Below are 24,824 nucleotides of genomic sequence, written 5' to 3'. Positions count from 1 at the left end.
TATTATGAAGACAGTAGTGTTGCTAGGCATAATAACACCCTATGGCGGCGAAGGTACTTTGCACTACAAAGTACCTTATCGGCTGACGAGGTAATAAGTTAAGGCGCTGGACTGGCGGCACCCAAAAAGCGCGCCTGCCAGTAATCGATCTCTAGCGGCACGCTGACCACGGCACGGCCATCGCCAGGCGCATGAATCATTTGGCCATTGCCACGATAAATCCCTACGTGGGTAGCTTTGCGACGGTCTCCAAAGAAAAGCAGATCACCGGGGCGTGGGGCTTTCACCTGTGGCAAGGCGCGAAACTGCTCATCGGCGGTACGCGGAACGCGAATACCCGCCGCCCGGTAGGTCATTTCCACTAAGCCAGAGCAGTCCAGACCATCGGGCGTATTTCCCCCAAAGCGATACGGTGTGCCAATGGCCTGCTGGGCATGGGAGAGAATCAGCGCACGCTCCATAGAGAGTCCCGCACGGTCAGGAGGTGCCTCAATGGGGGTAAGATCACGGCTGGCACAACCCGCTAGTGCCAGTAGTAACAGGCAGGTAAGCAGCCACCTTCCAGAGGGTACCAACCCGCAAGGTAGAGACCACAGGCGAAGCAATATCATGGGCAGCCTCTCCGATAAGCCAACGTGCCTTCATGATGGCGCAAAGCATGCCTAGCCGCCAATGGTTAGCGGCCGATCCACTCGACAAAGCTGGTTTCACCCAGCGCATGGCGCTCATGACGCACCCGGCTCATGGCCGCGTAGGGTAAATCCATTGCCAGTACCCGCGAAAGCGGCTGCTCAATCACCCGGCGCAGCAGGCCATTGCAGACAAACAGATGCGCCACTACCAGCACATGCTTGCCCGGTGGATTTTTTAACAGCTGCTGCCAGGCCTCGGCCAGGCGCGCGTCAAAGGCTTGCAGGGTTTCACCACCGGGCGGCGACACCGTGGCAGGGTCGTACCAAAACGCACTCATTCGCTCGGTGCCCTCTTCGGCAAACACCTGGGCGTGAGTTTTGCCCTCCCACTGCCCCAAGTGCAGCTCAGCGAAATCCTCTTCTACCTGAACGGGCAGATCAAACTCTTCGCCCAACCATAGGGCGAATTCGCGGCAGCGCGTTAACGGCGAAGTGACAATCGCATCGTAGGGTAAATGCCCCTCTACGGTATGGCGCATCACTGCATCGGTGACCTGCTGCCAGCCGGTTTCACTCAGCGGATGGTCGGTGGAGCCGCGGAGCATACGCCCCCCTACTGGCTCACCATGACGCAGTAAATCAATCGTTGTGATCTCCGCTTCGGGAAAACGCATACTCGCCTCCTGGGCGGCTAACTCAGTTAAATAGTTTCGTTAAATAATCGCGTGGCGCACCCGTGCAGACACCCACTCCGACACTAGCACGGTGGCAAAAATCATAATAAAAATAACGCTGACCTGATCCCAGGCGAGGCTGTTTATCGAAGCATTCAACTGCAGGCCAATACCACCGGCCCCGACCAAGCCCAATACCGTGGACTCACGGATATTAATGTCCCAGCGGTAGACGCTAATTCCGGCGAAAGCGGGCATGACTTGCGGTAACACGCCGTAGTTCATCACCTGCATGCGGCTCGCGCCGGTCGCGCTAATCGCTTCAACGGGGGTGGGGTGAATCTCTTCAATCGCTTCGTAAAGCAGCTTGCCCACAAAACCAATGGAGCGCAGGGCAATGGCGATAATCCCCGCCAACACGCCGGGACCAAGAATGGTCACCAGCAGCATTGCCCAAATCAGCGAGTTAATGGAGCGCGATGAAACGATCACCATCAGCGCCAAACTGCGCACCAGCGGATGCGGCGTAGTGTTACGGGCAGCCAAAAATGCCACCGGAAACGCCATCATAATCCCTAACGCGGTGCCCAAAGTGGCGATATTGATGGTGTCCCACATGGGCTTCCAGAGCACATTGGCGTAGCTCCATTCGGGAGGGGTCATGCGGCTGATCAGATCTGCTCCCTGGCGGCCGGCATCTTCCACAAACACCCACATGGTGTTGTCGGAAATCATCTTCCAGCAGAGCAGAAATAGGCTGACACCCGCCAGCCAAGCCAAGTACTGCAACCATTGAGCGCGGGTAGTGCGCCGCCGCCAAACTGGCTGACCCTGGGATGTAGTAGATACGGGCATAACAGTTCTCCAGAATTTCAGGGTCAGCGTTACTGGGTCCAGCGGCGAACGTGGCTAGAGCTATATTCACACAGCAGCACGATGGCGATGATGATCAACAGAATCGCCGCGGAGGTGTCGTACTCATAGCGGCTCAGCGAGGTATTCAGCGTGGCGCCGATACCGCCCGCGCCGACAATGCCAATCACCGACGACTCACGGAAGTTGATATCCAGGCGGTACATGGAGAGCCCGATCAAACGCGGCATCACCTGGGGCTGCACGGCGTGATTCATGGTCTGCCACCAGCTCGCACCGGTCGCCCTCACCGCCTCCACCTGACGCCAATCCAAGTCTTCAATATCTTCCGCCAACAGCTTGGCCATAAAGCCAATCGTCGCGAAGGCCAGAGTGATCATGCCCGCGAAAGGGCCAAAGCCGAACATCACCACAAACAGAATGGCGATGATGATCTCTTGAAACGTACGGGAGACGGCAATAATCGCGCGACACACAAAGTAGATCGGTAGCGGCGAAATATTCCGCGCTGCCCCTAAGCCCACGGGTATCGCCAGTAGTACACCCAATACCGTGGAGGTGAGCGTCATGGTCAAACTTTCCAGCAAGCCTGCGACGATATCGTCGTAGCGGCTGACAAAGTCAGGCTGCATAAAGGCGCCTAAAAAATTAACCGCCCGGCCTGCGCCTTCCGCCACCCGCGCCCAGTTCACCTCTACCGAGGCAAGCGCTAAAAACAGATAAACCACCGCGCCGATGGCGAGCCCCCAGCGCAAGCGGGGACTTTCAATTAGCGGTAGTCGCCGCCACTGACCGCGCTGCGCCGCCTGCTGGCGTGCCTGCTCGCTCATCGTGCCACTCCCGCTTCAATTGACGACATTACCCGCGCGTAGGGAGGATTAATCGGAGTAGTGTTAGTCGCCTCATCGCCGCTGACTTCATCGTCCATGGGTTCAGGCGTGGTGTCCCAATCCTCTTCACCGTAGATCGTGGTGAGGATCTCGCTGGTGAGTTCGCTGGGCAGGCCATCAAACACGATCTCTCCAGCGCGCAGGCCGACAATACGGTCAGCAAACTGCTGAGCCAGGGCCACATCGTGGATATTGATAATCGCCGCCAGCTCGCGCTCTGCGCATAGCTCGCGAATCAAGCGCATGATCTGGCGGGAGGTTTTCGGGTCGAGGCTGGCGGTCGGCTCGTCAACCAGCAACAGCTTGGGGCTTTGCAGTAGCGCCCTGGCGATACCCACCCGCTGGCGCTGGCCGCCGGACAATGCATCGGCGCGCTTGTCGATGGCATGGGTCAGCCCTACCCGCTCTAGCAGACGGAAGGCTTCGACCACTGCCTCCTGGGGGTAGCGGCGCAAAAAGCTGCGCCAAAAACCCACGTAACCGAGCTGACCAGACAGCACGTTTTCCATCACGGTGAGCCGGTCTACCAGTGCGTACTCCTGAAAAATCATCCCCATGGAGCGGCGGGCGTGACGCAGCTTGTGGCCCGAGAGCTTGGTGAGTTCGGTGTTCTCCAGGCGAATGCTGCCCTGGGTAGGTTCAACCAATCGGTTCACACAGCGAATAAGGGTACTTTTACCCGCGCCAGAAGGTCCTATCAGCGCCATTACCTGGCCTTTGGGCAGGGTGAGCTCAATATCGGTAAGCGCTCGGTCCCCGGTTGGGTAGCGCTTGCCTACGCCACTGAGTGTCAACATCGTTCTACCTCTTATGTATAGCGAAACGGCCAGAAGGTGAGCCCTCCTGGCCGAATAATTGCTGATAACCGACTGATTAATCGCAGTCGTAGGTCACGCCGTTGGCGTCGGCAATGGTGCGAATAACTTCCCAGTTTTCCTGATAAGTAATCGGAATAAACTGTGCTTCGCCGGAGTTAGCGAATTCTGACTCGAGGGCCGTGCCTTCCCAGTCGTAGCTGAAGAACGCATCCTGAATTTTCTCAGCAAGTTCCGGATTCAGGTTATTGGCCAGCCCGTACGCGGTGGTAGGGAAGGTTTGTGAGGTGTAGATAATGTCGTAATCACCTTCGCTAACCACACCGCGGGAAATCATTCGCTTGCCAACGGAGTTAGCTATTGCAGCAGCTTCGTAGTCTTCGTTAACCACGCCGAGAATGGAGTTGTCATGAGAGCCCGAGAAAGCGGTCTCAAAATCTTCACCCGCTTCCAAACCGTACTCTGAACGCAGCAGCGCGGAGGGAGCGCGGAAACCGGAGTTGGAGGTCTCGGAAGTAAACGCTAACTGGCGACCTTCCAGGTCTTCAACAGCCTCAATGCCGCTGCCTGGATAGGTGATGATTTCCATCTCGTACCCAAAGCTGCCATCTTCAGCGGCCATCATCGCAAACGGGCGGAAACCACCGCAGTTAACCGCCACCGGTACGCCACCGGTATTAAAACCGGCTACGTGCAGACGGCCAGCGCGCAGCGCTTCCTGCTGGGCAGCGTTGGACTGCACCGGGAAGAACTGGATTTTTTTGCCAGTGGCTTCGCTCAAGTGATCCAGAAAGTCAGACCAGACATCCGCGTAAACCGCGGGGTCTTCAACCGGCGTGTAGGCAAACACCAAGGTATCCGGGTCAACCCACTGTGACTCGTCGCTGGGGACATCGGCGACCATATCGCCATCGTTATCCACATAGCGCGATGAAAGGTCCGCAGAGGCGCTCACCGCGGCTAAGGCGAAGGCACTGGCAACGGCGGCGCTAATTAACGTGCGGGAAAAAGATAATGTCTGCATGGGTCACCTGTAGCGTTCTGTAGAGTTATTAAAAGATGACAACATCCTGACGACCCCAGATGACAAAAATGGGACACTTATATGACCGCTTCGTGACGTTTTGGCGAAGGACAGTTAATCTGCAGTTTGAAAAGCCTCGTGGCCGCGGCGCTCTACAAACAGGCTGTTACCGGGCATTTTTTTGGCCTGGTGCTTCAGCTCAGAAAGCTCGCCTGCGATATCCAGCGATTGGCAGGTAGTCGTATCGTGGATGGGTTTTACCGCAATCGAGACGCTCACAAAGGGAAAAAACGTCATTCTATTTTGACGGTTTTCGATGTGAATCCCGCCCTGAAGGCGATCAGCCTCTTCATAGAAGCCCGGCGCCATCACCTCGAATGAGTGCAGAATTTGCTGACAAACACTTTCCCAGTGCTCAAGCGGCAGCAACATCATAAAATCATCGCCGCCAATATGGCCAATAAAGCCCCCGGCATTCTCTACCTGTGCTTGCAGCAGCCGCGATAGCGAAATGATGATGTGGTCACCTCGGGCGTAGCCATAGGCATCGTTAAAGGCTTTAAAGTTATCCAAGTCAACATAGGCCGCGGCAAACCCATGCCCGGAGGCCAAATAAGCCGCCAGGGTTTCATTGATCAGGATATTACCCGGCAGGCCGGTGAGCGGGTTGGCATGCCGCGCTTGGCGCACCTGAATCGCGGTAATCTCACGCAAAAGGTCAACGATATTGCCCATCCCCAGGTAGTCACCGTTAGCGTTAACGATGACAAAGTCCTCTTGCTCAATATCCCGGCTGTCGGTCAACTTCTGACTCAAAATCTCAAGCGGAGTATCCGCTTCGGCCACCAGCATGCGTGCATCAGCAACGTCCAGCACGCGGCGCTTGGCATAAAGGGAATGGCTATAGGGGTTGGTAAATAGAGTTAAAAACGAGTTGCGTCGCACCACCGCCACGGGCTTACCATTCTCCAGCACGGCCACGCAGCGCAAGCTGGGTTGTTGGCGAAATCGCTCGGAGATATACGGCACTGCGCAATCCGTCGTTATGGCATCGGTAGCCCGTAAAATCGAGCGCGTGGTACGACCCGCAGGGCTTTTTAATTGGGTGCTCGCCGGCAGCACCATATTGAGTTCTAAAGGCGGCTGCTGGTTGGGTCGGGCGAAATAGAAGCCTTGTAGTAGTGCGAGCCCACGGTCGAGTTCCCACAAGCAAAGATGCTCAGCAGCGGTCTCCACCCCTTCGGCGATCACTTGGCAGTCCAGGCTACGGGCCACGTCGAGAATCGAGCGCAGGAATTCTCGCTTGGCAGGATCCTGATCGATGCCGGAGATAAAGTGACGGTCGAGCTTAACGAAATCCGGGCGCAGCTCAGACCAGTGGCGTAGGCTTGAGTGCCCTGCACCTAGATCATCCAGCGCGACTTGAAAGCCCATAGTGCGGTAGTGATCCACCGCTTGGCGCATTAGCTCGTAGTCGTGGATTGGCACGTGTTCAGTGAGCTCGATCACCACCCGCTCTGGGGGCAAGCCGCTGTCACGAATAAAGCCAAGCGTTAAGCCTTCGCGAAAATCACGCTCTACGATCGTCAACGGCATAACGTTAAGAAACAGCAGGCCCGGCAGATCAAGCTCTGCAAAGCGGTAGATGGCTAACCGTCGGCAGAGTATATCTAATTCCACCAGCTTTCCGGCCTGAGTGGCTACTTCAAACAGTCGTAACGGCGAGTGAAGCGGCGATGTTTTAGGCCCACGAATCAGTGCTTCGTAGCCATAAATCGCCTGCTGGCTGGCATCCACAATGGGCTGAAAGAGCACGTGCAACTCTTCTGTTGCAATAATCTTTTGCAACCACTGCGATTCTTGTGCGGTCATTTGCCTGCTGCCCTATTCTGCCACCCTAATAACCAGCGGTGGTTCCTATGATGTGTCACCTTCCCTGGAGTTGGTTGATAAGCTGCAAGCAAGCGTGCGTCATTTTTGTGACGCTATAATGACAATCATCAAGGACATCAGTCAGTTGACGCTACACTGACGTTAAATGAGCGGTTTTTCCCGCGCCGGAAAGACCACCTCGCTACCGTCGGCGTCGAGCTGTCGGATATCGATAGGGTGGCCCTTCTCATCCAGCGTTACTAAGCCAATGCCGCTGGCGTTCCACAGCCGTTCACCAGCGCTGGCGCGGTCAGGATCGCGGGGGTGAACGCTTAGCTTGCGGCGCTTGGTGAACCAATTAAGCGGCGACCACGGCGCGTAGAGCCAGCGATTGAGCCGGTCAAAGGTATTGAGCAGGTTTTTGGGAAAGGTGTTTTTGATCCCGCTTGAGGTGATCTGCCACAGATGGGGAGAACGGCGCTGATGGCGCACCACAATGTCGTAGACAAACGAGTAGTGCACGTCGCCAGATAGAATCACGTAGTTGCCTGGGGTTTTGGAGTGCTGCCAAATTTGCAGCAGCGTATTGGCCGCTCCGCGGTGAGCCATCCAGTTTTCGGCATCCACCACCAGCGGCTTACCGGCAAGGGTAAACAGCTTTTGGATTCCCTCTATCAACTTGACGCCGAACATTGGTGCGGGAGAAACAATCACCGCACTTTTGGCCCCCATTAGCGCCTGCTGCATTTCCATTAGCGCCTCCCAGTCCATCAAGCCCGAAGGGCGGTGCGGGCTGCGCTCGCTGCGCCAGCGGCGGGTGCGGGTATCGAGCACAATCAGCGCGGGAGTGCCGGGCACCTGAAACTCCCAGCCCTGAAAACGCAGCAGCCGCTCAATCAACCCATCCTGCTCGGCGCATACTAGCGGCTGGTCGCCATCGCCCAGCAGGGTCGAGGCGTGATGGACTAACGGGTTCATTTTATCCGGGTCGTTACCCCAGGCTTGGCAAAGCAGATAGGCCACCAGGGCGTTACCGATAATACGCTTAGAGAACGGATGACCGTAGGCGGCGCGCTCCCAATCGGCGGTCAGGTTCCAGTCGTCGGTGACGTCGTGATCGTCGAAAATCATCAGGCTGGGCAAATGCGCCATCAGCCGCGCGCACTGGGGCAAACCCGCAACAAAGTCATCGATCACCGCCTGCTCCTGACGATACAGCTCGGCATCTTTGTCATCTAACTCAGGCGGCGTTGGCGCAATCACCTGCCAGGGCGTCGGCGACCACACCAGGCAGTACATGGAGAGCATTTCGGCCAGCGTCATCAAATGGTTATGGGCATTCGCCGAGGTAAACACGGGCTTTTTGACACCGCCGAAGAAGCGCTCGCGCAGCGCCACGTTGCTAGTCACATCGGGCAGTAGCTCTGCACGGCGATAGTAGCTATCCGGCGAGCGGTAGAGCGCCTGGCTATCATCGACCGTCGCCCCTTCCAACCACTCATCCACCAGCCCTAGCCGTTCAATCAGCGCATGCACGGCACGTAGCATCGGCCCGGCCACATCGTCGGCGTACACCTGATCACCGGTCATCAAGAGCCAGGCGGGCCATTCGGTGGGCGCTGACTGCTGTTCGGCAAGCCAGCTGTCGGCACGCACCAAGCCATCCGCACTGTCGTGATGGGGCTTACGGCAGGAGCCGTGCATTAAGCGGTGATGCCGCGAGGCAATCACAAAAGCAGGGTAAGCGGCACCGTCATAGCACAGCCACGGCGCCCATTCGGGCAGCGAGCGCCACTCGCCCTGCTGGGTTTCCACCTGCAGGTCGTACTCGATGCGCTCGTCGCAGGGCAGTGCTGACTCAAGCTCACAATCGATTAGGTAGATAAAAGCGCGCTCACCGATAGCGATGCACTGCTGATGGTGCGCTAAACCAATCGACTGGCTATCGGTGCGCCCTGGGCGCAGTACCAAGGTCATGTTCAGCGGCCGGATAGCAACAAGCCAAAGTACCAGACGGGTAGTGCTGATGCGTCTTAACAGGGGGCCGGCGACTATATCGGGCAGCGTATCTGTGCGATTCATTCGGTGCGGTCTCCATTAGTTACGCGCGGCGATTACGCGCGATGACGGGTAGTTCCACCACCACTTTCAATCCGCTAGTGCTAGGACGGCTCAGCTGCATATGGCCGCTGTAGAGAGCAACAAGGTCGGTCACAATGGCCAAACCCAGACCGCTACCCGAGCGTTGTTCGTCCAACCGTTTACCGCGCTGTACCGCCTGCTGACACTCGGCTTCGGACATACCAGGGCCATCATCGCTAACGGTTAAGGTTAACTGCTGCTCGTCGATCGCTACCTGTAGCTGCACATCGCTGTGTGCCCAGCGCAGCGCGTTATCCATCAAGTTGCCCACCAGCTCTTGGATATCCTGCTCATCCATATGCACCTTAACGTCACGCGGCCAGATTTGGCGTAGCGCAATGCCGCGCCGCTGGGCAAGCCTGGCTAGCCCGTTGAGCAGCGGCGCTAGGGTGGCGTGCAAATCAATCGGCGCAAAGCGTACGCCCTCGCCCGCTGCCGATGCCCGCGCCAGATGGTGACGTACCGCGCTATCCACGCGTTCTAGCTCAACTTCCCAGGCGGCACGGTTCGTTTCTGGTAGTTGGCGTAGCTGCAGGCGCATCACACTCAGCGGGGTTTTCAGCGCATGGGCCAGGTTGCCAGCGGTATGGCGGCCGCGCTCGATCAAGCGCTGGTCGCGGGCCAGTACCGCATTCATCGAGGCCGCTAGCGTCGCTAGCTCGTCAGGCAAGCGGGTATCCAGCTGTTCGGCGCGCCCCTGTTCCACATCGTGTAGATTGGCATGCATACGCCGAAGCGGTGCTAGCCCCCAGCGTACTTGCAGCGCCAATACGCCGAGCAACAGCACGCCCAAGCCTACTAAACCGCCCCATAGCAGGCGTTGAAATTCGCCAATATCGCGGGCTAACACATCGTCCCGAGCGGCCACGCTAATGTGCAGCGGCGCTTCTAACGGCGCCAGATAGATATCGCGCTCCACCACGCGCAGCGACTGGCCCCGGGGACCAGGTATCGAGCGGGCGCTAAGGGTGTCATTGTCGATGACCGGTAGGCGCTGATCCCACAGCGAACGCGAGGCCAGGGTGTTTTCCTCGCCATCGGTAATTTGCCAGTACCAGCCGGAATAGACAGTCTCAAAACGTGGGTCACCCAGCGCCCGGTCGTGGACGAGCTGCTGCTCAATGGGGTCATAGGTAACGCCCGCGATAATGACGTTGAGGGTGGCCCCCAGGCGCTCGTCAAAGGCCTGCGTGGCGGAGGTCCGGTAATGATGAGACAGCAGCGTACCCGCGATGGGCAGCGCCAGCCCGACCATCACCAATACGGCCAGCAGTAGCCGCACGCTGATAGAGCGTTTTGCCCAGCGGTCTTTCCATGCGGTGGTGTCTTGACTCATTCGCTAGCAGGCTCTTCAGCTAATAGCCGATAGCCCTGGCCACGCAGGGTAGCAATCCGCCAGCTGCCCAATTTGCGGCGCAGACGGCTAACCTGAACATCGATCACGTTGGAGTCTGGCTCGTGGTCGCGGTCGTAAACGTGCTCTGAAAGCTCGGTACGGCTGACAACCCGTGGTGCGGCGTGCATCAAATAACCCAGCAGACGGGTCTCCTGGGCGGTTAATCCCACCGGGCGACCGGCAAGCGAAACGTGCTGGGTGTGGGTATCCAAACTCAGCTCGCCCACTTTCAGCACCGGGTGGGCATGGCCATGGCTGCGGCGCACCAGCGCACGTAGGCGAAAGAGGACTTCCGCCGATTCGAACGGCTTGGTGACGTAGTCATCCGCGCCGGCGGTAAATCCTGCGGCCTTATCGGCCCAGCGCTCACGGGCGGTAAGGATCAGCACCGGCAGGTCGATACCATCTTCCCGCCATGCTGCCAACCAGCGGGTGCCATCGCCATCGGGTAGCCCGACATCCAAAATCAGCGTGTCGTAGGCTTCCGTGCGCACCAGAAAATCGGCGTCCTGACCAGTGGCCGCATGCTCGACTAGCCAATCTCCGTCGCGCAGCGCCTGGCTTAGCTCACGAGCCAGCGCCTGGTCATCTTCTACCAACAAACACTTCATTGGCTAACTACCCTTCTTTTTGTATGGCAAATGATAGCAACAGGCTAGTGGCTCCTAGCGGCGCATATCGTTGATACGTACGCCTTCTATCGACATCAACTGGCCGTTATGGCCATCAAATTCAAACTCGACGACTTGCCCTTGCGGGCCAAGCAGCTTGATTTCATACTCGACATACCCTCCTTCACGTTCCACCTCAACCTCGAGCACTTCGCCTATATAGTGGTCTTCCAACCAATCCAAAATAGAGTCAAGAGGCACAACCTCACCGCGGCGTACCTCGCCGTGCAGCGATTCCCAGTGCTGGTCACCCACAGCACTGCCCACCAGCAGTAGCATGAGAGCTAAGCCAGTGACGTTGCGACGAGTGCCTCGTTGGAAGCTGCGCAGCGGTTTCATAGGGTGGCGGAGGAATTTACGCATGATGCAAGCATGCCAAAAGCAACATGAACGCTAGATGAACAGTTTTGTCAGCTTAAGGAAAGTATCGCGGTGGTATAAATTCCCTGTCGCATTCGCTGAATGCCGTTTATTCACTGTCGTATAGACATTCACGTTTAAATACGTAAAGAAGGAATTTGCCATGAACACCATGAAAAAAATGCTGCTGATCCCGACCTCTGCTCTGCTACTTGCCGCAGCTGCCGGTAGTGCCCAGGCCGACGATTCACTGCCGATGGATCGCATTGATGACGTATTGACCCACGCCAATGACTACGGTTTCAGCCACTACGAAGAAATTAGCATTGAAAGCCGTGGCCGCGCAGAAGTAGAAGGCTGGTTGGACGATGAGTGGTACGCTGACGTGGAATTTTCACTCGATAACGGTGAAACACTGCAAGAGCAACGTGAGCGCCTGATTACCGGTGCTTGGGGCATGAGCGAAGATGATATCCGCCAAGCGTTAGACGTAGCCAGCCAGGAAGGTATGGTCGAATTTGAATCTCTCGATATTGGTAAAAGCGGCATCATCGATATCGAAGGCCGTGGCGAAAATGGCCGCGAACTAGAAATCAGCGTGCGTCAGGGCTCTTCCGAAGTTACCCAAATTGACCACGATTAATATTTTTAGCTAATCGCTTTGCGGGCTCCCTACGGGGAGCCCGCTGCGTTTATGGTAGGCTGCCAAATCATGTAGCTAATTTTCTAGTGCCAACCTTACCAAGGTGCTGAGGAGACATCCGTGCTGAACGAAAGCCTTCATGGCGTGCTGGAGGATGGAGCACTCGGCAACACGGTGTCAGCACTGAGAGACTTAGCTTGGCTGGTCGCCACGCCTGACCTGGTGGAGCTGCCGCCCCCCATCCCCTGCGCTGGGCGCCCTACACTGCAAGAACTAGGCTTGGAGCATACCCTGCTGCCCTGGCTGCGCCAGTTACAGCCATTAGCCGCTTTAAACGGCAGCCGCGCGACGCGCATGGGCCATTATCACGAACGCCTGTGGCACACGCTGTTAGACCACGCACCCAATACACGGCTGCTCGCCAGCAACGTACGCATCACGCGAAAGCGCAATACCCTGGGCGAGCTGGATATGCTCTATCGCACCCGCGAGAAGCCGGCGCCGGTGCATTTGGAAGTAGCGATTAAGTTCTATCTGGGACTGCCCGAAGGCCCTGGCGCGCCCACCAGCCAAAGCCGCTGGATTGGCCCCGGTGGGCTGGATAGCCTGGCGCTCAAGTGCACTCATCTACAGCGTCATCAACTGCCACTCTCCAACACACTACCCGCGCTGGAAACGCTCGCCCATTGGTTAACGCCACGAGATCTGGGTGTATCGAGCGTCAGTTTAAGCGAACAGTTAACCCAGCGGCTGGCAATACCGGGCGTGTTGTATTACCCCTGGCACGCTGAGATGCCAGCCCCGGAGGGTGCAACGGCTGATCACCGCCGGGGGACTTGGTGCTATTTGCGCGATTGGCCTGAGATGGCCGCCAGCCTTCCCGCCATTCCAAGGATGGTATGGCTGGAAAAACCCCACTGGCTGGCACCACCGCCGCGCAGCGCTTTTCGCCCTGCGGCGGAGGTACTGCCCAGCATTATCGATAGAGTGACAACGTGGCGTTCACCGCAGCAGGTTATGCTCTGGTATTCAGAGAGTGAGCACGATGATCAGCGCTATGAGCGGCTATTTTTGGTACCCGATGACTGGCCGCGGCAAGTACCCCTACCGCCCCGCGCTAGGGGTTAAATAACCACCAGGTTATCGCGGTGAATCAGCTCATGGGCTTCCACGTAGCCGAGGATCGCTTCAATCTGGTGGCTGGGCTGGCCCGCCAGCAGACGCGCTTCCTCCACGCCGTAATTGACCAAGCCTTTAGCCACAGACGCGCCCTGCTCATCCACGCAGACCACCATATCGCCGCGCTTAAAGCTGCCCTGCACATCGCGCACACCGACTGCCAACAGGCTAGAGCCTTTATCGCGCAGCACTTTGACCGCTCCGGCATCCAGCACCAGCGTGCCACGTACCTGCAGTTGCCCCGCCAGCCAGCGCTTGCGCGCCGCCATGGGTACTTGGTCAGGCCGCAGCAGCGTGCCCAGCGCTTCGCCCGCCATGATCCGGTTGATAACGTCAGGCTGGCGGCCGCTGGCGATGACCGTCACCGCGCCGGAGCGCGCCGCTAATTGCGCCGCGCGCACTTTGGTGCTCATACCACCGCGCCCCAGTGCCCCGCCGCTACCTGCGACGGCGGCTAAGCGCGGGTCGTCGGCGCGCCCTTCGGCAATCATCTGGGCATTGGGATTGTGGCGTGGATCGGCGTCAAACAAGCCTTCCTGGTCGGTCAGCAACAGCAGCGCGTCCGCTTCCAGTAGATTGGCGACCAGCGCGCCGAGGGTGTCGTTATCGCCAAAGCGAATCTCATCGGTGACCACGGTGTCGTTTTCATTAATCACCGGCACCACGCGCATTTCTACCAGGGTGCGTAGTGCTGAAAGGGCATTCAGGTAGCGCTTGCGGTTGGAAAGGTCGTCATGGGTAAGCAGAATCTGCGCGGTGAGCATTCCGTGACGAGCGAAGTGCTGCTCGTAGCACTGGGTTAGGCCATTTTGACCTACCGCCGCCGCCGCCTGGAGCTCATGCACGGCACTGGGGCGCACCTGCCAGCCAAGCCGTACCATGCCCGCCGCCACAGCGCCGGAAGAGACCAGCACCACCTCAACCCCCTGCTGGTGCAAGGCGGCGATCTGATCTACCCAGCCGCCAATGGCGGGTTCGTCCAGGCCGCGGCCATCGTTGGTGAGCAGCGCACTGCCGATTTTGACCACCACCCGCCGCGCACGGCTGAGCGCGCTACGCCCTAGGATTTGCTCGTTACTATCCATGCCATTCCGCCTCAATCAGACACTTACAAAAGGGGCCGCGCGAACGCAGCCCCCTTTTAGCTTATAACCTTAAGCTTACTACCGAATGCGCCCTCTCAATACCACTAAGGGGCGTATTCGACTTCAACATCGTAATCATCGTCGTCAAAGTCTTCGTCGTCTTCATCGTCACGCTTACGCCGACGACCCAAACGATCTTCGGTACGCGCAACCGACTCTTCTTCCATGCGGCGGCGCATCTCTTCTTCACGGGCCAGCGCCTCTTCATCTTCGTTCTCAAGGCGACGCTGCTCGGTCAACCAGCGGTAAGCAGCCTGCACCAGCTTATCGGTGCCGTCGCTGCTAATCGCCGAAATGCGGAACACCGGGCCTTCCCAGTTGAGCGCCTGGATAATCTTCTGGGCGCGCTCTTCACGCTCATCTTCCGGCAGCAGGTCAAACTTATTCAGCACCAACCAGCGCGGCCGCTCAGAAAGCGCCGGAGAGAACTGCCCCAACTCATGGACAATCGCCTTGGCCGCTTCCACCGGATCAGACTCATCAAACGGTGCCACGTCGACCACATGGAACAGCAGCCGGGTGCGGGTTAGGTGCTTCAAAAAACGTAGCCCTAAACCGGCACCTTCAGAGGCCCCTTCGATCAAGCCCGGTACGTCGGCCATGACGAAGTGCTCGTGCATACCCAGTTTTACCACGCCTAAGTTGGGCACTAAGGTCGTAAACGGGTAGTTGGCAACCTTGGGTTTGGCAGCCGACACCGAGCGAATCAACGTCGATTTGCCCGCGTTGGGCATACCCAGCAGGCCTACATCGGCCATCACCTTCATTTCCAAACGCAGGTTGCGGCGGTCGCCGTCGGTGCCTGGCGTGGTACGGCGCGGCGCGCGGTTGGTCGAGGACTTAAAGTGGATATTACCCAACCCACGCCGACCACCTTCGCCTACCAGTACCACCTGACCGATTTCGGTGACATCGGCGATGACTTCCAGGGTGTCTTCATCGATCACCGTGGTGCCCACCGGCACTTTGACGTGCAGGTCTTCACCGGCCTTACCGCTCATTTGACGGCCCATACCGCCCTGGCCGTTCTGAGCTTTATAGAAGCGCTGGAATTTGAAATCGATCAGGGTGTTAAGGGCATCGTCACCAATCAGGTAAACGCTACCACCATGACCGCCATCACCCCCATCGGGGCCGCCCCTGGGCACATATTTTTCGCGGCGAAAGCTCAGACAGCCATTGCCGCCTTTGCCCGCCTCAACAATAATCGAGGCTTCATCGACGAACTGCATTGGATTCTCCCGGCCGCTTCCGCCGCCCTAATATGCACTACTGTTTTCCCAAACCCGTTCCCAGCCCTTTATTGCCACCAGCATACTGATAAAGGCATGGTGGTAAAAACATCGTGGTAACCGTATTGGAAAAGAGATTTAACCGACAAAAAAGCCCCGCCATAGCGGGGCCTTTTTTCTCGCAACCGCGAGCATAGCACTAGCCGTTTAGGCAGAAACGATGCTTACGAACTTGCGGTTTTTCGGACCTTTGGTCTCAAACTTCACAAAACCGTCGCTCAGTGCGAACAGCGTGTGGTCACGACCAAGGCCTACGCCTGTGCCCGCGTGGAAACGCGTGCCGCGCTGACGCACGATGATGTTACCCGCAGTCGCCGCTTGGCCACCGAAGAGTTTCACACCTAAGCGTTTGGACTCGGAATCGCGACCGTTGCGCGTGGAGCCAGCTGCCTTTTTATGTGCCATTGCAAAATCCTCCTAAGGGAATTGACCGCTTACGCAGAAATTCCGGTAATTTTGACTTCAGTGAACCACTGGCGGTGGCCCTGACGCTTCATGTGGTGCTTACGACGACGGAACTTGATGATGGTGACTTTATCGCCACGTCCGTGGGAAACCACTTCGGCAGAGACTTTAGCACCACTGAGCATCGGCGCACCGATGTTGAAGTCATCGCCGTCTGCGACCATCAGCACTTCGTCAAACTCAATCGTTTCGCCGGTAGCGACTTCGATTTTCTCAAGCTTGAGGGTTTGACCTTCTTGAACGCGGTACTGCTTACCACCGCTTTTGATAACTGCGTACATGTCGCTCTCCGGACTGTCGTTAGTGCCGTTTGTTCAACCGTTAAACAGCGCTCATCGGGAATCGCTCTTATCGACCTGCTGCGAGTGGCGCCCCTTTTGGAGCCATCTGACAGGGAGCATGATGAGTGGGTCGCGGATTATAACGACTATCTTCTCTTATCACAAGACTATCGACAAATGTCAATTGCCAATGATGACGAATGCGATACCGTAACCGCTGTGCGTATCTTGACGCCCAACAGGCAGCCCCATAGCATGGCCCCAACCTATGACCACAACTACGTGGCCACAATTACGGGCGACACTTACCGCCTCCATCTGCCGCGATGAACGAATCCCATGACCGCTAACGTCTCCTCAGCCCAGCCCGTCAGCCCAACGCCTTCACCGCTGCACGCCGTGGTGGCCGATGATTTCGCAGCCGTCAACCGGACGATTGTCGAACAGCTTAACTCCAAAGTACCGCTGGTCGAAACCATCGGCCAGTACATCACCGAAAGCGGTGGCAAGCGTTTGCGCCCTTTATTGGCGCTACTCGCCGCCCGTTCCCTCAATTACACCGGCGACAAGCATATCCCGCTGGCCACGCTGATTGAGTTTATGCACACCTCCACCCTGCTCCACGATGATGTGGTGGATGAATCACATATGCGCCGGGGCAAGAAAACCGCCAACGACGCCTGGGGCAATGCGCCTTCGGTACTGGTCGGTGACTTCCTTTATGCCCGCTCGTTTCAGATGATGGTCGATGTAGGCTCCATGCGCATTATGGCGATTCTCTCCGGCGCCACCTGCATCATCGCGGAAGGGGAAGTGCTGCAGTTGACCAACATCGGCAATCCCAGCATCTCCGAAGAGGACTACTTCGAGACCATTTTGGGTAAAACCGCCAAATTATTTGAAGCGGCCTCCCACAGTGGTGCCGTGTTGGCGGAAGCAACACCGGAACAGGAGCAGGCGCTCCAGTATTACGGCCGCTACCTGGGTCTCGCCTTCCAGCTGATTGACGACCTGTTGGATTACCAGGGCGACGCCGATGCCATGGGCAAAAACGTCGGCGACGACCTGGCCGAAGGCAAACCCACGCTCCCGCTGATCTACGCTATGGAGCAAGGCACGCCGGAGCAGGCCAAGTTGATTCGCCAGGTAATTCGCGATGGCGGGCTTGAGCAACTCGACGCCGTACTGGAAATCATCCACGCCACTGGCGCACTCGACTACACCCGCCAGCGGGCCGAAGAGATGGCCGATAAAGCCCTGCAGCAGTTGGATGCCCTGCCGCCCAGCGCCTACCGAGACAGCATGGCCCAGCTAGCCCGCTTAGCGGTTGATCGCCAAGCATAAAAATTGCGGCCTGACGACACCGAGGACTTGAAAAAATACCTCTGGCTAAGTATTATCCACCTCCGTTGTTGAGAGCGAACACTTAAGCCTCAGCAACCTATTCGGAATATAGCTCAGCTTGGTAGAGCGCTGCCTTCGGGAGGCAGAGGTCGTAGGTTCGAATCCTGCTATTCCGACCAAAAATTTCAGAAAAAACGGCCACTTAGCTAACTCAGCAAGTGGCCGTTTTTTGTTGGCAGCACACTAGGTTCCATATAGGTAGCACGCGCCAAAACGAACGACTGCTAACATAGCTCAGCTATGCTGACTCAGGTAGTCAATAAAGTATTATTCGTCGTCACCAGCCGCTATCCACCCATCAATCAAGTCACGATTCTCATCGATCCAAGTCTGGGCACCTTCTACTGGGTCACCGGCTTGCTCGATTTCGGCCATCAGGCCGCCCAATGTATCGTCGTCCATGTACCAATCATTGAGCACGGACGTTAGCCAGGGATCATCGTCACCGAAACCTTTGCGCGAGAACCAGTGAATATCGTCACTTTCGCCATAAACGCCCTCAGTATCCTCCAGATATTTGAGGTCGTACTCAGCAAAAGCCCAATGCGGGCTCCACAGTGTCACGACGATCGGCTCTTCGCGCTGATAAGCATCATCTAGCGCCGCCATCATCGCCGGCCCAGAGCTATTGATTTGCTTAAGTGGCAATTCATACACGTCTATCGCATCGTCGGTAGAGCCTGCAATTGCCGAACCTGAGTCAATACCAAGAATAGTCGGGCTACCCTGGTACTCATAAGCCTCGGCGTTTTCGCCAAGCTCAGGGATGGTGTCGATATCCACGTAGCTCGGCACCACCAGGCCCAGCCCAGTGCCTTCGTACCAAACATCGTGCACGTCAATCGCATCCTTGTGAGGCTCAAGGAAAGAGGCATCAGTGGTAGGTAACCAGATTTCCAGGGAAAGGTCGAAATCCTCGTTGGCTAACCCACTGTAAAGCACACTCTTGCCGACATCGGAAAGTTCAATGTCGTAGCCATGCTCTTCTTCAAGGATGATCTTCCACATGTTGGCAACTGCAATGTTTTCGGCCCAATTATTGGTACCGATCACCAATGACTTGTGATTGTCCGCCTGAACGGCAGTTGTCGTTGCGAGCAGCCCTACCACCAAGAACGATGATGAGATTTTATTCATATTAAGCTCCCTTCTAATAATTCAGCCATGCTAAAAAGTCAATCGTAGCAGGTTATTACCGAATAACGATCGACATTACTGAATAGCTATCATGAGAAAAAAGAATGTAGCACCCTTTCACTAGGTATATCCCAGCAACCTGGAATCGAAGGGATAATCGGACAGTAACTCCACTTTTCCGTCGTCGCGTACGTAGAGTTGCTCCTCCAACTTGACGCCCTCTCCACCCTTTTCGTGGCCGATAAAGCTCTCCACGCAAAGCGTCATTCCCGGCTCAATAATTCCGTCGTAGCCCTTGTCGTCGATATCCTCACGATGAACGATGTAGGGATACTCGCCATTCATGCCAACGCCATGCGCCAAAGCGAAGTAACGGCGCGCCTTGTAGGCTTCTGGCAGTTGCCAGGCACGCTCGGCGTATTCCTTAAAACTGATGCCGGGCCGGATGTTTTGCATATTGGTACGTATCTGTTCGTAGGCCATGGCGTAGAGATCCTTCTGTGCCTGGCTTGCCTGGCCATCACCACACAGGAAAGTGCGGGAGAAGTCGGCATAATACCCGTAGCGCCCTACCACGTCGGTATCCAGCGCCACCAGTTCGCCATCTTGGATGATTCGGTCTGAACACTCCTGGAACCATGGATTGGTGCGCGGCCCCGAGTTCATCAAGCGTGTCTCAACAAAGTCAGCGTCAGTTTCGATGATGTGCTGGTGCAGCCGTGACCACACAGCGTTCTCGCTCATGCCCGGCTTGATCGCCATTTCGAGCTTATGTACACCCTCTTCCACCGCACGCAGAGACGAACGGATCATTTTGATCTCATTGGGTACCTTGATGGCGCGTGCCAACTCTAGTGGCGCCTGTGCATCCAATACCTCTAAGCCGCTCCTCTGCAGCATGAATGCCGCTTCCGGCGTGGCGCTTTCGATGCCGATACGCTTGCCGCCGCCACATTGACGAACAAGGTCGATGATCTCGTCCGCCCAGGCGCGGGTCACCGCCTCGGTGTTCTTCTCATTGAAGTAATAGGAAATTGCCTTCGCCGGGCGAATCTCATCCACCGTAGGTAGGTGCTTGGCCAAGTGCTCGCAGCCGGAAAACTCGAACAACACCACTGGCCCTTCAGCGGGGACGAACGCATAGCGCGCCGGGTTTCGCGAGCTATAGACCTGCATGTTGCGCGAGCCTGTGGCATAACGTACGTGTGCCGGGTCAAAGAGCACGACCGCGGCCAGGTCATGTTTGACGAGTTCATGCCGAACACGGCCAAGACGGTCGAGCAGTACCTGTTCAATCTCGGCGTGCGTCGGCTCGCAATCGCTAGGCTCATGAGTCGGCGGAAGTATACCGAGGGTATCGAGATCCATCTTCATGGTCTCTCCTCTTCAGTAAAGCTACAGGGATGGGTGCTCAGTCGATCAGGCCGTCATTACGCTCGGCATCGCTGGCTTCAGCCTGGATATGCTGTTCGGCGACACGCCCGTACAGTTGGCGTGTGCGTTCGAGCTTGCCGACCACGCCGGGCTGCTGCGAATAGGCGAAAATGGCCGTCAGTCTTGGCGTATCACCTTGCACCTCTGAGACGCGGTGCAGACTGAAGCGCCCTTTGAAAATCTGTAAATCACCTGGACGCAGATCCAGACGCTTTATCGGTGCTGAATCATCCTCACGAATCACTGCGCTGACACCGGCATAGTTTTCGTCCTGCGGTGTACGAATACCCGGGCAATACTCGAAAACGCCGCCCGCTTCGGGCTGCTGCGTCATCATGGTGACGATGAATTCGTTGGTGTCGTAGTGCCACGGCTGCTGAGTACCATCGGGCAGTACGTTGAGCACGAGGCCAGCGAAAGGGTCGGCATACTCATAAATTTGCTCTTCGCCAAGACAGCGTGCCACCAGCGACTTCATTGCCCTGGAGACATAGAGTCTATGAATCAGGCTATCCGCCGTGATCATGTCCCGAGTGACGAAACCGCTGGTGCGTGTCATGAATATCCGACGTGGGTCATCATCCGGTAGCGAGGGGTCATCAGCCGTAAAATAGGCGTTGACCTGGCGCGTGTTGAAGAAACTTTTCTCGGCCATGCGCGCGCTCTCTGTCCGTGCTTGCTCAAGCACAGTCGGGTGCAGAAAGCCTCGCAGCACCGCACAGCCCTCACGGTCAAGATCACGCCGTGCAGACTCAATGACCTCAATAAGCGGCGGGCTATCTGGGTCATCGAGCGGATAGCGCTGGGTATCGACAAAGGCAGACAAATCTAGGCGCTCAGCATCCGCCAACTGATCAGCGTTCAGCATTGGATTATCCTCCAGAAAGAAATATGAACCGGGCTTGGCACCTCGGCGTATCTGGAGGCATAGTGGATAAACCAGCTCTATTGAGGAAACAATTCCTTGTGATCGATTCCATCGGCTATACCGATAGTTCGCCTCGCACGCCGTCGCTCGACAATGAACTGCTGAGTGCTTTCGTTGCCGTGGTGGACAACAATGGGTTTACCGCTGCCGCCAACCAGCTGCATAAGACGCAGTCGACCATTAGTCTGCGCATACGCACCCTGGAAGAACGGCTCGGCACGCGTCTCTTGCAGCGCACGAGCCGTCAACTGACACTCACTCAAGATGGAGAAACGTTTCTGGTCTATGCCCGCCGCCTGTTGCAATTGCAGCGCGAGGCGTTGAGCGTGCTTGGTCACGGCGACCACGACGGCATCATTCGTTTCAGCCTACCAGAAAATTATGCCGAAGCCTGGCTACCGGCACTATTGGCGCGCCTTGCCGAGCTACATCCTCGCATTCGGCCGCATATTCATTGCCGCATGTCGAGTGAGCTCATCGAGTCTTTGGAAGCGGGAGAGCTTGATCTCGTACTGACCATTCAACACAAGAGCCAACGGCATGGGGTATCAATGGGTCATGAGGAAGTGGTTTGGGCAGCGCATCAAGATTATTGTGTCGCCCCCAATGCGCCGCTTGCACTGGCGCTTTTCCCTGACCACTGCCCTTATCGAGAGCGCGCCCTGGAAGCCCTTACGCGCCTAGGCAGACAATGGTCGCTGGAGTATACGACCCAAAGCCCCACCGGGCTGCGCGTTGCCGTTAATCAGGGCAAGGCCGTCACGGTCACTGATCGACGCGCCATGCCCGAGAACTGGCGCATCCTTGATGAAGCAGACGGGTTCCCAGCGTTGCCCCCTGCCGAGCTGGCGGTTCGAAAATCGCCGAGTTTCCAGCATCCCGCGGGTGATACGCTCGTCGACCTACTGCGTGAACAACTTCTCTCCGATAACAGCCTCCACGACGCCTCATAGCCCTGCGGTCACCTGCCCGTAACTGCTTATAAACCGACAGGCGGATCTTCGATCTCCTGCGCCAGCCATTGGCGGAAAAGCTTGAGGTTGGCCGACTCCACTTGATGCGGCCGGGTTGCCAACCAGTAAGAGCGATGCCCAGTGACCTCGACATCAAGCCATGATACGAGCTCCCCTCTATCCAGCTCACGAGTAACCATGTGCCGGTCAGCGATGGTCACCCCTACCGCGTTGACGGCAGCATGAATCGCCAATTCCAGTAGATCAAACGCGATACCACCGCTGGTCTTCACGCCTTCGATCCCGGCCGCTGACAGCCAATGATCCCAGGTATGAAAGCGATCTTCGCCCCAAAGAACATGAAGCAGCACCTGGTGATTGAGGTCGAGCGCATCACGACGCATAGACCCTCTGAGCTTGGGTGCGCAGACGGCGATATGACTTTCTTGCATCAAGTGCACAAGCTCGGCATCCGACCATTCACCGGTTCCAAAACGAATCGCTGCATCCAGGTTTTCGTCTCCTACAAGGTCATCATCGGCACGCGTTGTCAGGGACAGCTCCAGATCAGGGTGCAATGATTTCAAGCGCCCCAGTCGCGGGATTAACCATCGATTGGCAAAGGTAGGCGGCGCATTCAGACGCAGGTGGGGGACAGCATCTGGCTCTTGCAGCCCTCTTACGGTCCAGGCAATGCGATCAAAGGACTGGCGCAGCACTGGCTGCAACCGCCGCCCCGCGTCGGTCAATCGCAGGTGGCCCGAACCACGTTGAAATAGCGGCACCCCCAACTGCTCCTCCAGTAACTTTACCTGACGGCTAACCGCGCTCTGGGTCACACAGAGCCGCTGCGCCGCCAGGGTAAAACTCGCACACTCGGCGGCTGCCTCGAAGGCCTTGAGAGAATTGAGTGGAGGTAAAGTGCGTGACATGCGCCAGGGCCTCATTGGGTGATTTTTTCGCAGAAACTAAGCAGATAATGTCAGTAATTGCCTGCCTAATACCAGCCTTGCATGAGTTATTAGAATACCCGGAGTTCACTTTCCTCGTTTGTGGGGCCACACCTGAGCGCCTAATATCACGACGACATGCCAACTCACCGCCGAGGTTATTTGATGACGGACCGTTCCCACGCCGACTGGCAGAAACGTGCGAGCACGCTCCCGCTGCCCCAACTGGCCTATATCGACGGACAATTCGTCCCGGCTCGCAGCGGCGCTACCTTTTCTGCAGAGAATCCTGCCACTGGTCAAGTGCTCACCGATGTGGCGGCTTGCGACGCTGCCGACGTCGACCTCGCTGTCACCAGTGCTCGCCGCAGTTTCGAGAGTGGTGAATGGCGAGACTTGGCGCCCACCGAGCGCAAATCGCGCATGCTTGCCTGGGCGGATGCCATTGAGGCACAGCTGGACGATATTGCGTTACTTGAGACCTTGGAAACCGGCAAGCCGATTGGCCAGACCACAACCGTGGATGTGCCCGGCCTGGTCGGAGGGCTGCGCTGGTATGCCGAGTCACTCGACAAGCTTTACGGCGAGACGGCACCTAACGGGGCAAGCAGCGTCTGCATGGTTGACCGTGAGCCGATGGGCGTGGTCGCCGCCGTGGTGCCCTGGAACTACCCGTTGATTATCGCGAGTTGGAAGATCGGCCCGGCACTGGGCGCTGGCAACTCGGTGATACTCAAGCCCGCGGAGCAGTCCAGCCTGGCAACGCTCAAGGTGGCCGAGCTTGCCCAAGGGGCTGGCATTCCCGCGGGCGCCTTTCAGGTGGTCACAGGCCTGGGCCACATAGCGGGTAAGGCATTGGGCCTGCATGACGGCGTCGATGCTGTCGGTTTTACCGGCTCCACTGAGGTCGGAAAAGCCTTTCTTGAGTATTCCGCGCACTCCAATATGAAGCGCATCGGTCTGGAGTGCGGTGGCAAGAGCCCCCACATCGTCACACGCGATGTGGAAGACCTGGACACCATCGCCATGTCGGTCGCCTATGGTGTCTGGTACAACCAGGGCGAGACCTGCCACGCGGGAACCCGCTTGATCGTCGATCGAGCGGTCAAGGAAGCGCTGCTTACCAAACTTCGCGATTGGGCCGAGGCACTACAGCCCGGTGACCCACTCGACCCAGCCGTCCAGATGGGGGCGATGATTGAACAGGCACATATGGAAAAGGTGCAAGGATATCTCGAGCAGGGCCAGCGCGAAGGGGCACGACTCCTGTTCGGCGGCGAGCAGGTACGCAGCGAGAGCGGCGGGTACTACCTGACCCCGGCAGTACTCGACGATGTCACCAACGATATGCGGGTGGCGCGCGAGGAAATATTCGGGCCCGTTCTGGTGGTGATTACCGTAGACGATCTGGATGAGGCGCTGACCATCGCCAATGACACTGACTATGGCCTAGGCGCGGCGATCTGGACTGATCGACTCCGCGACGGCCACCGCGCCGCCCGCGCGCTTCGAGCAGGCACCGTTTGGGTCAACTGTTACGACCACACATCGATCAATGCGCCGTTTGGTGGCTATAAGCAATCCGGCCAGGGCCGCGACAAATCGCTCCACGCCTTTGATAAGTACACAGAACTCAAGACCACCTGGATCGAGATTTGAGCCCT

24 protein-coding genes and 1 tRNA gene are annotated in these 24,824 nt (G+C 57.3%); 6 read left to right on the top strand and 19 right to left on the bottom strand.

Features of this window, described 5'->3' with window-relative positions; genetic code table 11:
- Nucleotides 1-98: 98 nt before the first annotated feature.
- The 11 genes from U738_RS17660 to U738_RS17610 form a co-directional block, all read right to left on the bottom strand.
- The gene (locus tag U738_RS17660) at nt 99-611 is read right to left on the bottom strand and encodes a C40 family peptidase (RefSeq protein WP_051912798.1); all 513 of its coding nucleotides are present in this window, start codon (nt 609-611) and stop codon (nt 99-101) included.
- Between the two features lie 65 nt (nt 612-676).
- Entirely contained in the window at nt 677-1,306 is a 630-nt protein-coding gene (locus tag U738_RS17655) for a histidine phosphatase family protein (protein ID WP_035582848.1), read from the bottom strand.
- 39 nt (nt 1,307-1,345) lie between these two features.
- Complete coding sequence (gene phnE / locus U738_RS17650) at nt 1,346-2,161, bottom strand: phosphonate ABC transporter, permease protein PhnE (RefSeq protein WP_035582847.1); 816 nt, start codon at nt 2,159-2,161, stop codon at nt 1,346-1,348.
- Between the two features lie 29 nt (nt 2,162-2,190).
- Nucleotides 2,191-3,009, bottom strand: coding sequence for a phosphonate ABC transporter, permease protein PhnE (phnE, locus tag U738_RS17645; protein ID WP_035582845.1), 819 nt, complete (start codon nt 3,007-3,009; stop codon nt 2,191-2,193).
- A complete protein-coding gene (gene phnC / locus U738_RS17640; protein ID WP_035582844.1) occupies nt 3,006-3,866 on the bottom strand; it encodes a phosphonate ABC transporter ATP-binding protein in 861 nt (286 codons plus the stop codon). Before phnC ends, phnE (U738_RS17645) begins: the two co-directional genes overlap by 4 nt.
- Nucleotides 3,867-3,942: 76 nt before the next feature.
- A complete protein-coding gene (gene phnD / locus U738_RS17635) occupies nt 3,943-4,908 on the bottom strand; it encodes a phosphate/phosphite/phosphonate ABC transporter substrate-binding protein (protein WP_035582842.1) in 966 nt (321 codons plus the stop codon).
- A 114-nt stretch (nt 4,909-5,022) separates the two neighbouring features.
- Nucleotides 5,023-6,780: an EAL domain-containing protein gene (locus U738_RS17630; RefSeq protein WP_035582841.1), complete on the bottom strand. Its 1,758-nt coding sequence runs from the start codon at nt 6,778-6,780 to the stop codon at nt 5,023-5,025.
- A 162-nt stretch (nt 6,781-6,942) separates the two neighbouring features.
- Nucleotides 6,943-8,862, bottom strand: coding sequence for an alkaline phosphatase D family protein (locus U738_RS17625; RefSeq protein ID WP_035582840.1), 1,920 nt, complete (start codon nt 8,860-8,862; stop codon nt 6,943-6,945).
- A gap of 19 nt (nt 8,863-8,881) precedes the next feature.
- Nucleotides 8,882-10,258: a sensor histidine kinase gene (locus U738_RS17620; protein WP_050713994.1), complete on the bottom strand. Its 1,377-nt coding sequence runs from the start codon at nt 10,256-10,258 to the stop codon at nt 8,882-8,884.
- On the bottom strand, nt 10,255-10,929 hold the full coding sequence (locus U738_RS17615; RefSeq protein ID WP_035582839.1) for a winged helix-turn-helix domain-containing protein: 675 nt from the start codon (nt 10,927-10,929) through the stop codon (nt 10,255-10,257). The genes U738_RS17620 and U738_RS17615 overlap by 4 nt, the downstream gene beginning before the upstream one ends.
- A gap of 54 nt (nt 10,930-10,983) precedes the next feature.
- Nucleotides 10,984-11,352: a PepSY domain-containing protein gene (locus U738_RS17610; RefSeq protein ID WP_035582838.1), complete on the bottom strand. Its 369-nt coding sequence runs from the start codon at nt 11,350-11,352 to the stop codon at nt 10,984-10,986.
- A 160-nt stretch (nt 11,353-11,512) separates the two neighbouring features.
- Here U738_RS17610 and U738_RS17605 point away from each other — a divergent pair, with 160 nt between their 5' ends.
- Together U738_RS17605 and U738_RS17600 are read left to right on the top strand one after the other, a co-directional pair.
- Complete coding sequence (locus U738_RS17605) at nt 11,513-11,992, top strand: hypothetical protein (protein ID WP_035582837.1); 480 nt, start codon at nt 11,513-11,515, stop codon at nt 11,990-11,992.
- 120 nt (nt 11,993-12,112) lie between these two features.
- Entirely contained in the window at nt 12,113-13,120 is a 1,008-nt protein-coding gene (locus tag U738_RS17600) for a DUF1853 family protein (RefSeq protein WP_035582835.1), read from the top strand.
- Here the strand turns inward: U738_RS17600 and proB are convergent.
- The 4 genes from proB to rplU form a co-directional block, all read right to left on the bottom strand.
- Nucleotides 13,117-14,256, bottom strand: a complete 1,140-nt coding sequence (gene proB / locus U738_RS17595; protein WP_035582833.1) for a glutamate 5-kinase — start codon at nt 14,254-14,256, stop codon at nt 13,117-13,119. The genes U738_RS17600 and proB overlap by 4 nt on opposite strands.
- A 104-nt stretch (nt 14,257-14,360) precedes the next feature.
- Nucleotides 14,361-15,548 (bottom strand): Obg family GTPase CgtA, encoded by a 1,188-nt coding sequence (cgtA, locus tag U738_RS17590; RefSeq protein WP_035582832.1) that lies wholly within the window; start codon nt 15,546-15,548, stop codon nt 14,361-14,363.
- Nucleotides 15,549-15,755: 207 nt separating this feature from the next.
- Nucleotides 15,756-16,013 carry a 50S ribosomal protein L27 gene (gene rpmA, locus U738_RS17585; protein WP_008957069.1) on the bottom strand — a complete coding sequence of 86 codons (258 nt, stop codon included), beginning with the start codon at nt 16,011-16,013 and terminating at the stop codon, nt 15,756-15,758.
- Between the two features lie 29 nt (nt 16,014-16,042).
- The gene (rplU, locus tag U738_RS17580; protein ID WP_035582831.1) at nt 16,043-16,354 is read right to left on the bottom strand and encodes a 50S ribosomal protein L21; all 312 of its coding nucleotides are present in this window, start codon (nt 16,352-16,354) and stop codon (nt 16,043-16,045) included.
- A gap of 339 nt (nt 16,355-16,693) precedes the next feature.
- Here rplU and ispB point away from each other — a divergent pair, with 339 nt between their 5' ends.
- Together ispB and U738_RS17570 are read left to right on the top strand one after the other, a co-directional pair.
- Nucleotides 16,694-17,698: an octaprenyl diphosphate synthase gene (gene ispB, locus U738_RS17575; RefSeq protein WP_035582830.1), complete on the top strand. Its 1,005-nt coding sequence runs from the start codon at nt 16,694-16,696 to the stop codon at nt 17,696-17,698.
- A 102-nt stretch (nt 17,699-17,800) separates the two neighbouring features.
- Nucleotides 17,801-17,877 (top strand) — tRNA-Pro (locus U738_RS17570).
- 148 nt (nt 17,878-18,025) lie between these two features.
- On the opposite strand, the gene U738_RS17565 is transcribed toward U738_RS17570, so the two are convergent.
- The 3 genes from U738_RS17565 to U738_RS17555 form a co-directional block, all read right to left on the bottom strand.
- Complete coding sequence (locus U738_RS17565) at nt 18,026-18,895, bottom strand: glycine betaine ABC transporter substrate-binding protein (protein WP_035582828.1); 870 nt, start codon at nt 18,893-18,895, stop codon at nt 18,026-18,028.
- A gap of 120 nt (nt 18,896-19,015) precedes the next feature.
- Nucleotides 19,016-20,269, bottom strand: a complete 1,254-nt coding sequence (locus U738_RS17560) for a M24 family metallopeptidase (protein ID WP_050713997.1) — start codon at nt 20,267-20,269, stop codon at nt 19,016-19,018.
- A 37-nt stretch (nt 20,270-20,306) separates the two neighbouring features.
- Nucleotides 20,307-21,197, bottom strand: coding sequence for a HalD/BesD family halogenase (locus U738_RS17555; protein WP_035582826.1), 891 nt, complete (start codon nt 21,195-21,197; stop codon nt 20,307-20,309).
- 98 nt (nt 21,198-21,295) lie between these two features.
- Between U738_RS17555 and U738_RS17550 the strand changes: the two genes are divergently transcribed.
- Nucleotides 21,296-22,210, top strand: coding sequence for a LysR substrate-binding domain-containing protein (locus tag U738_RS17550; protein ID WP_231896765.1), 915 nt, complete (start codon nt 21,296-21,298; stop codon nt 22,208-22,210).
- A 26-nt stretch (nt 22,211-22,236) separates the two neighbouring features.
- Here U738_RS17550 and U738_RS17545 read toward each other — a convergent pair whose 3' ends face one another.
- On the bottom strand, nt 22,237-23,142 hold the full coding sequence (locus tag U738_RS17545; protein ID WP_035582824.1) for a LysR substrate-binding domain-containing protein: 906 nt from the start codon (nt 23,140-23,142) through the stop codon (nt 22,237-22,239).
- A gap of 183 nt (nt 23,143-23,325) precedes the next feature.
- Between U738_RS17545 and U738_RS17540 the strand changes: the two genes are divergently transcribed.
- Entirely contained in the window at nt 23,326-24,819 is a 1,494-nt protein-coding gene (locus U738_RS17540) for an aldehyde dehydrogenase (protein WP_035582821.1), read from the top strand.
- The last annotated feature ends 5 nt before the right edge of the window (nt 24,820-24,824 follow it).

Source organism: Halomonas sp. TG39a, from assembly GCF_000744395.1.
GTDB lineage: Bacteria > Pseudomonadota > Gammaproteobacteria > Pseudomonadales > Halomonadaceae > Vreelandella > Vreelandella ventosae_B.
This window is presented reverse-complemented; position numbering and strand designations above follow the sequence as displayed.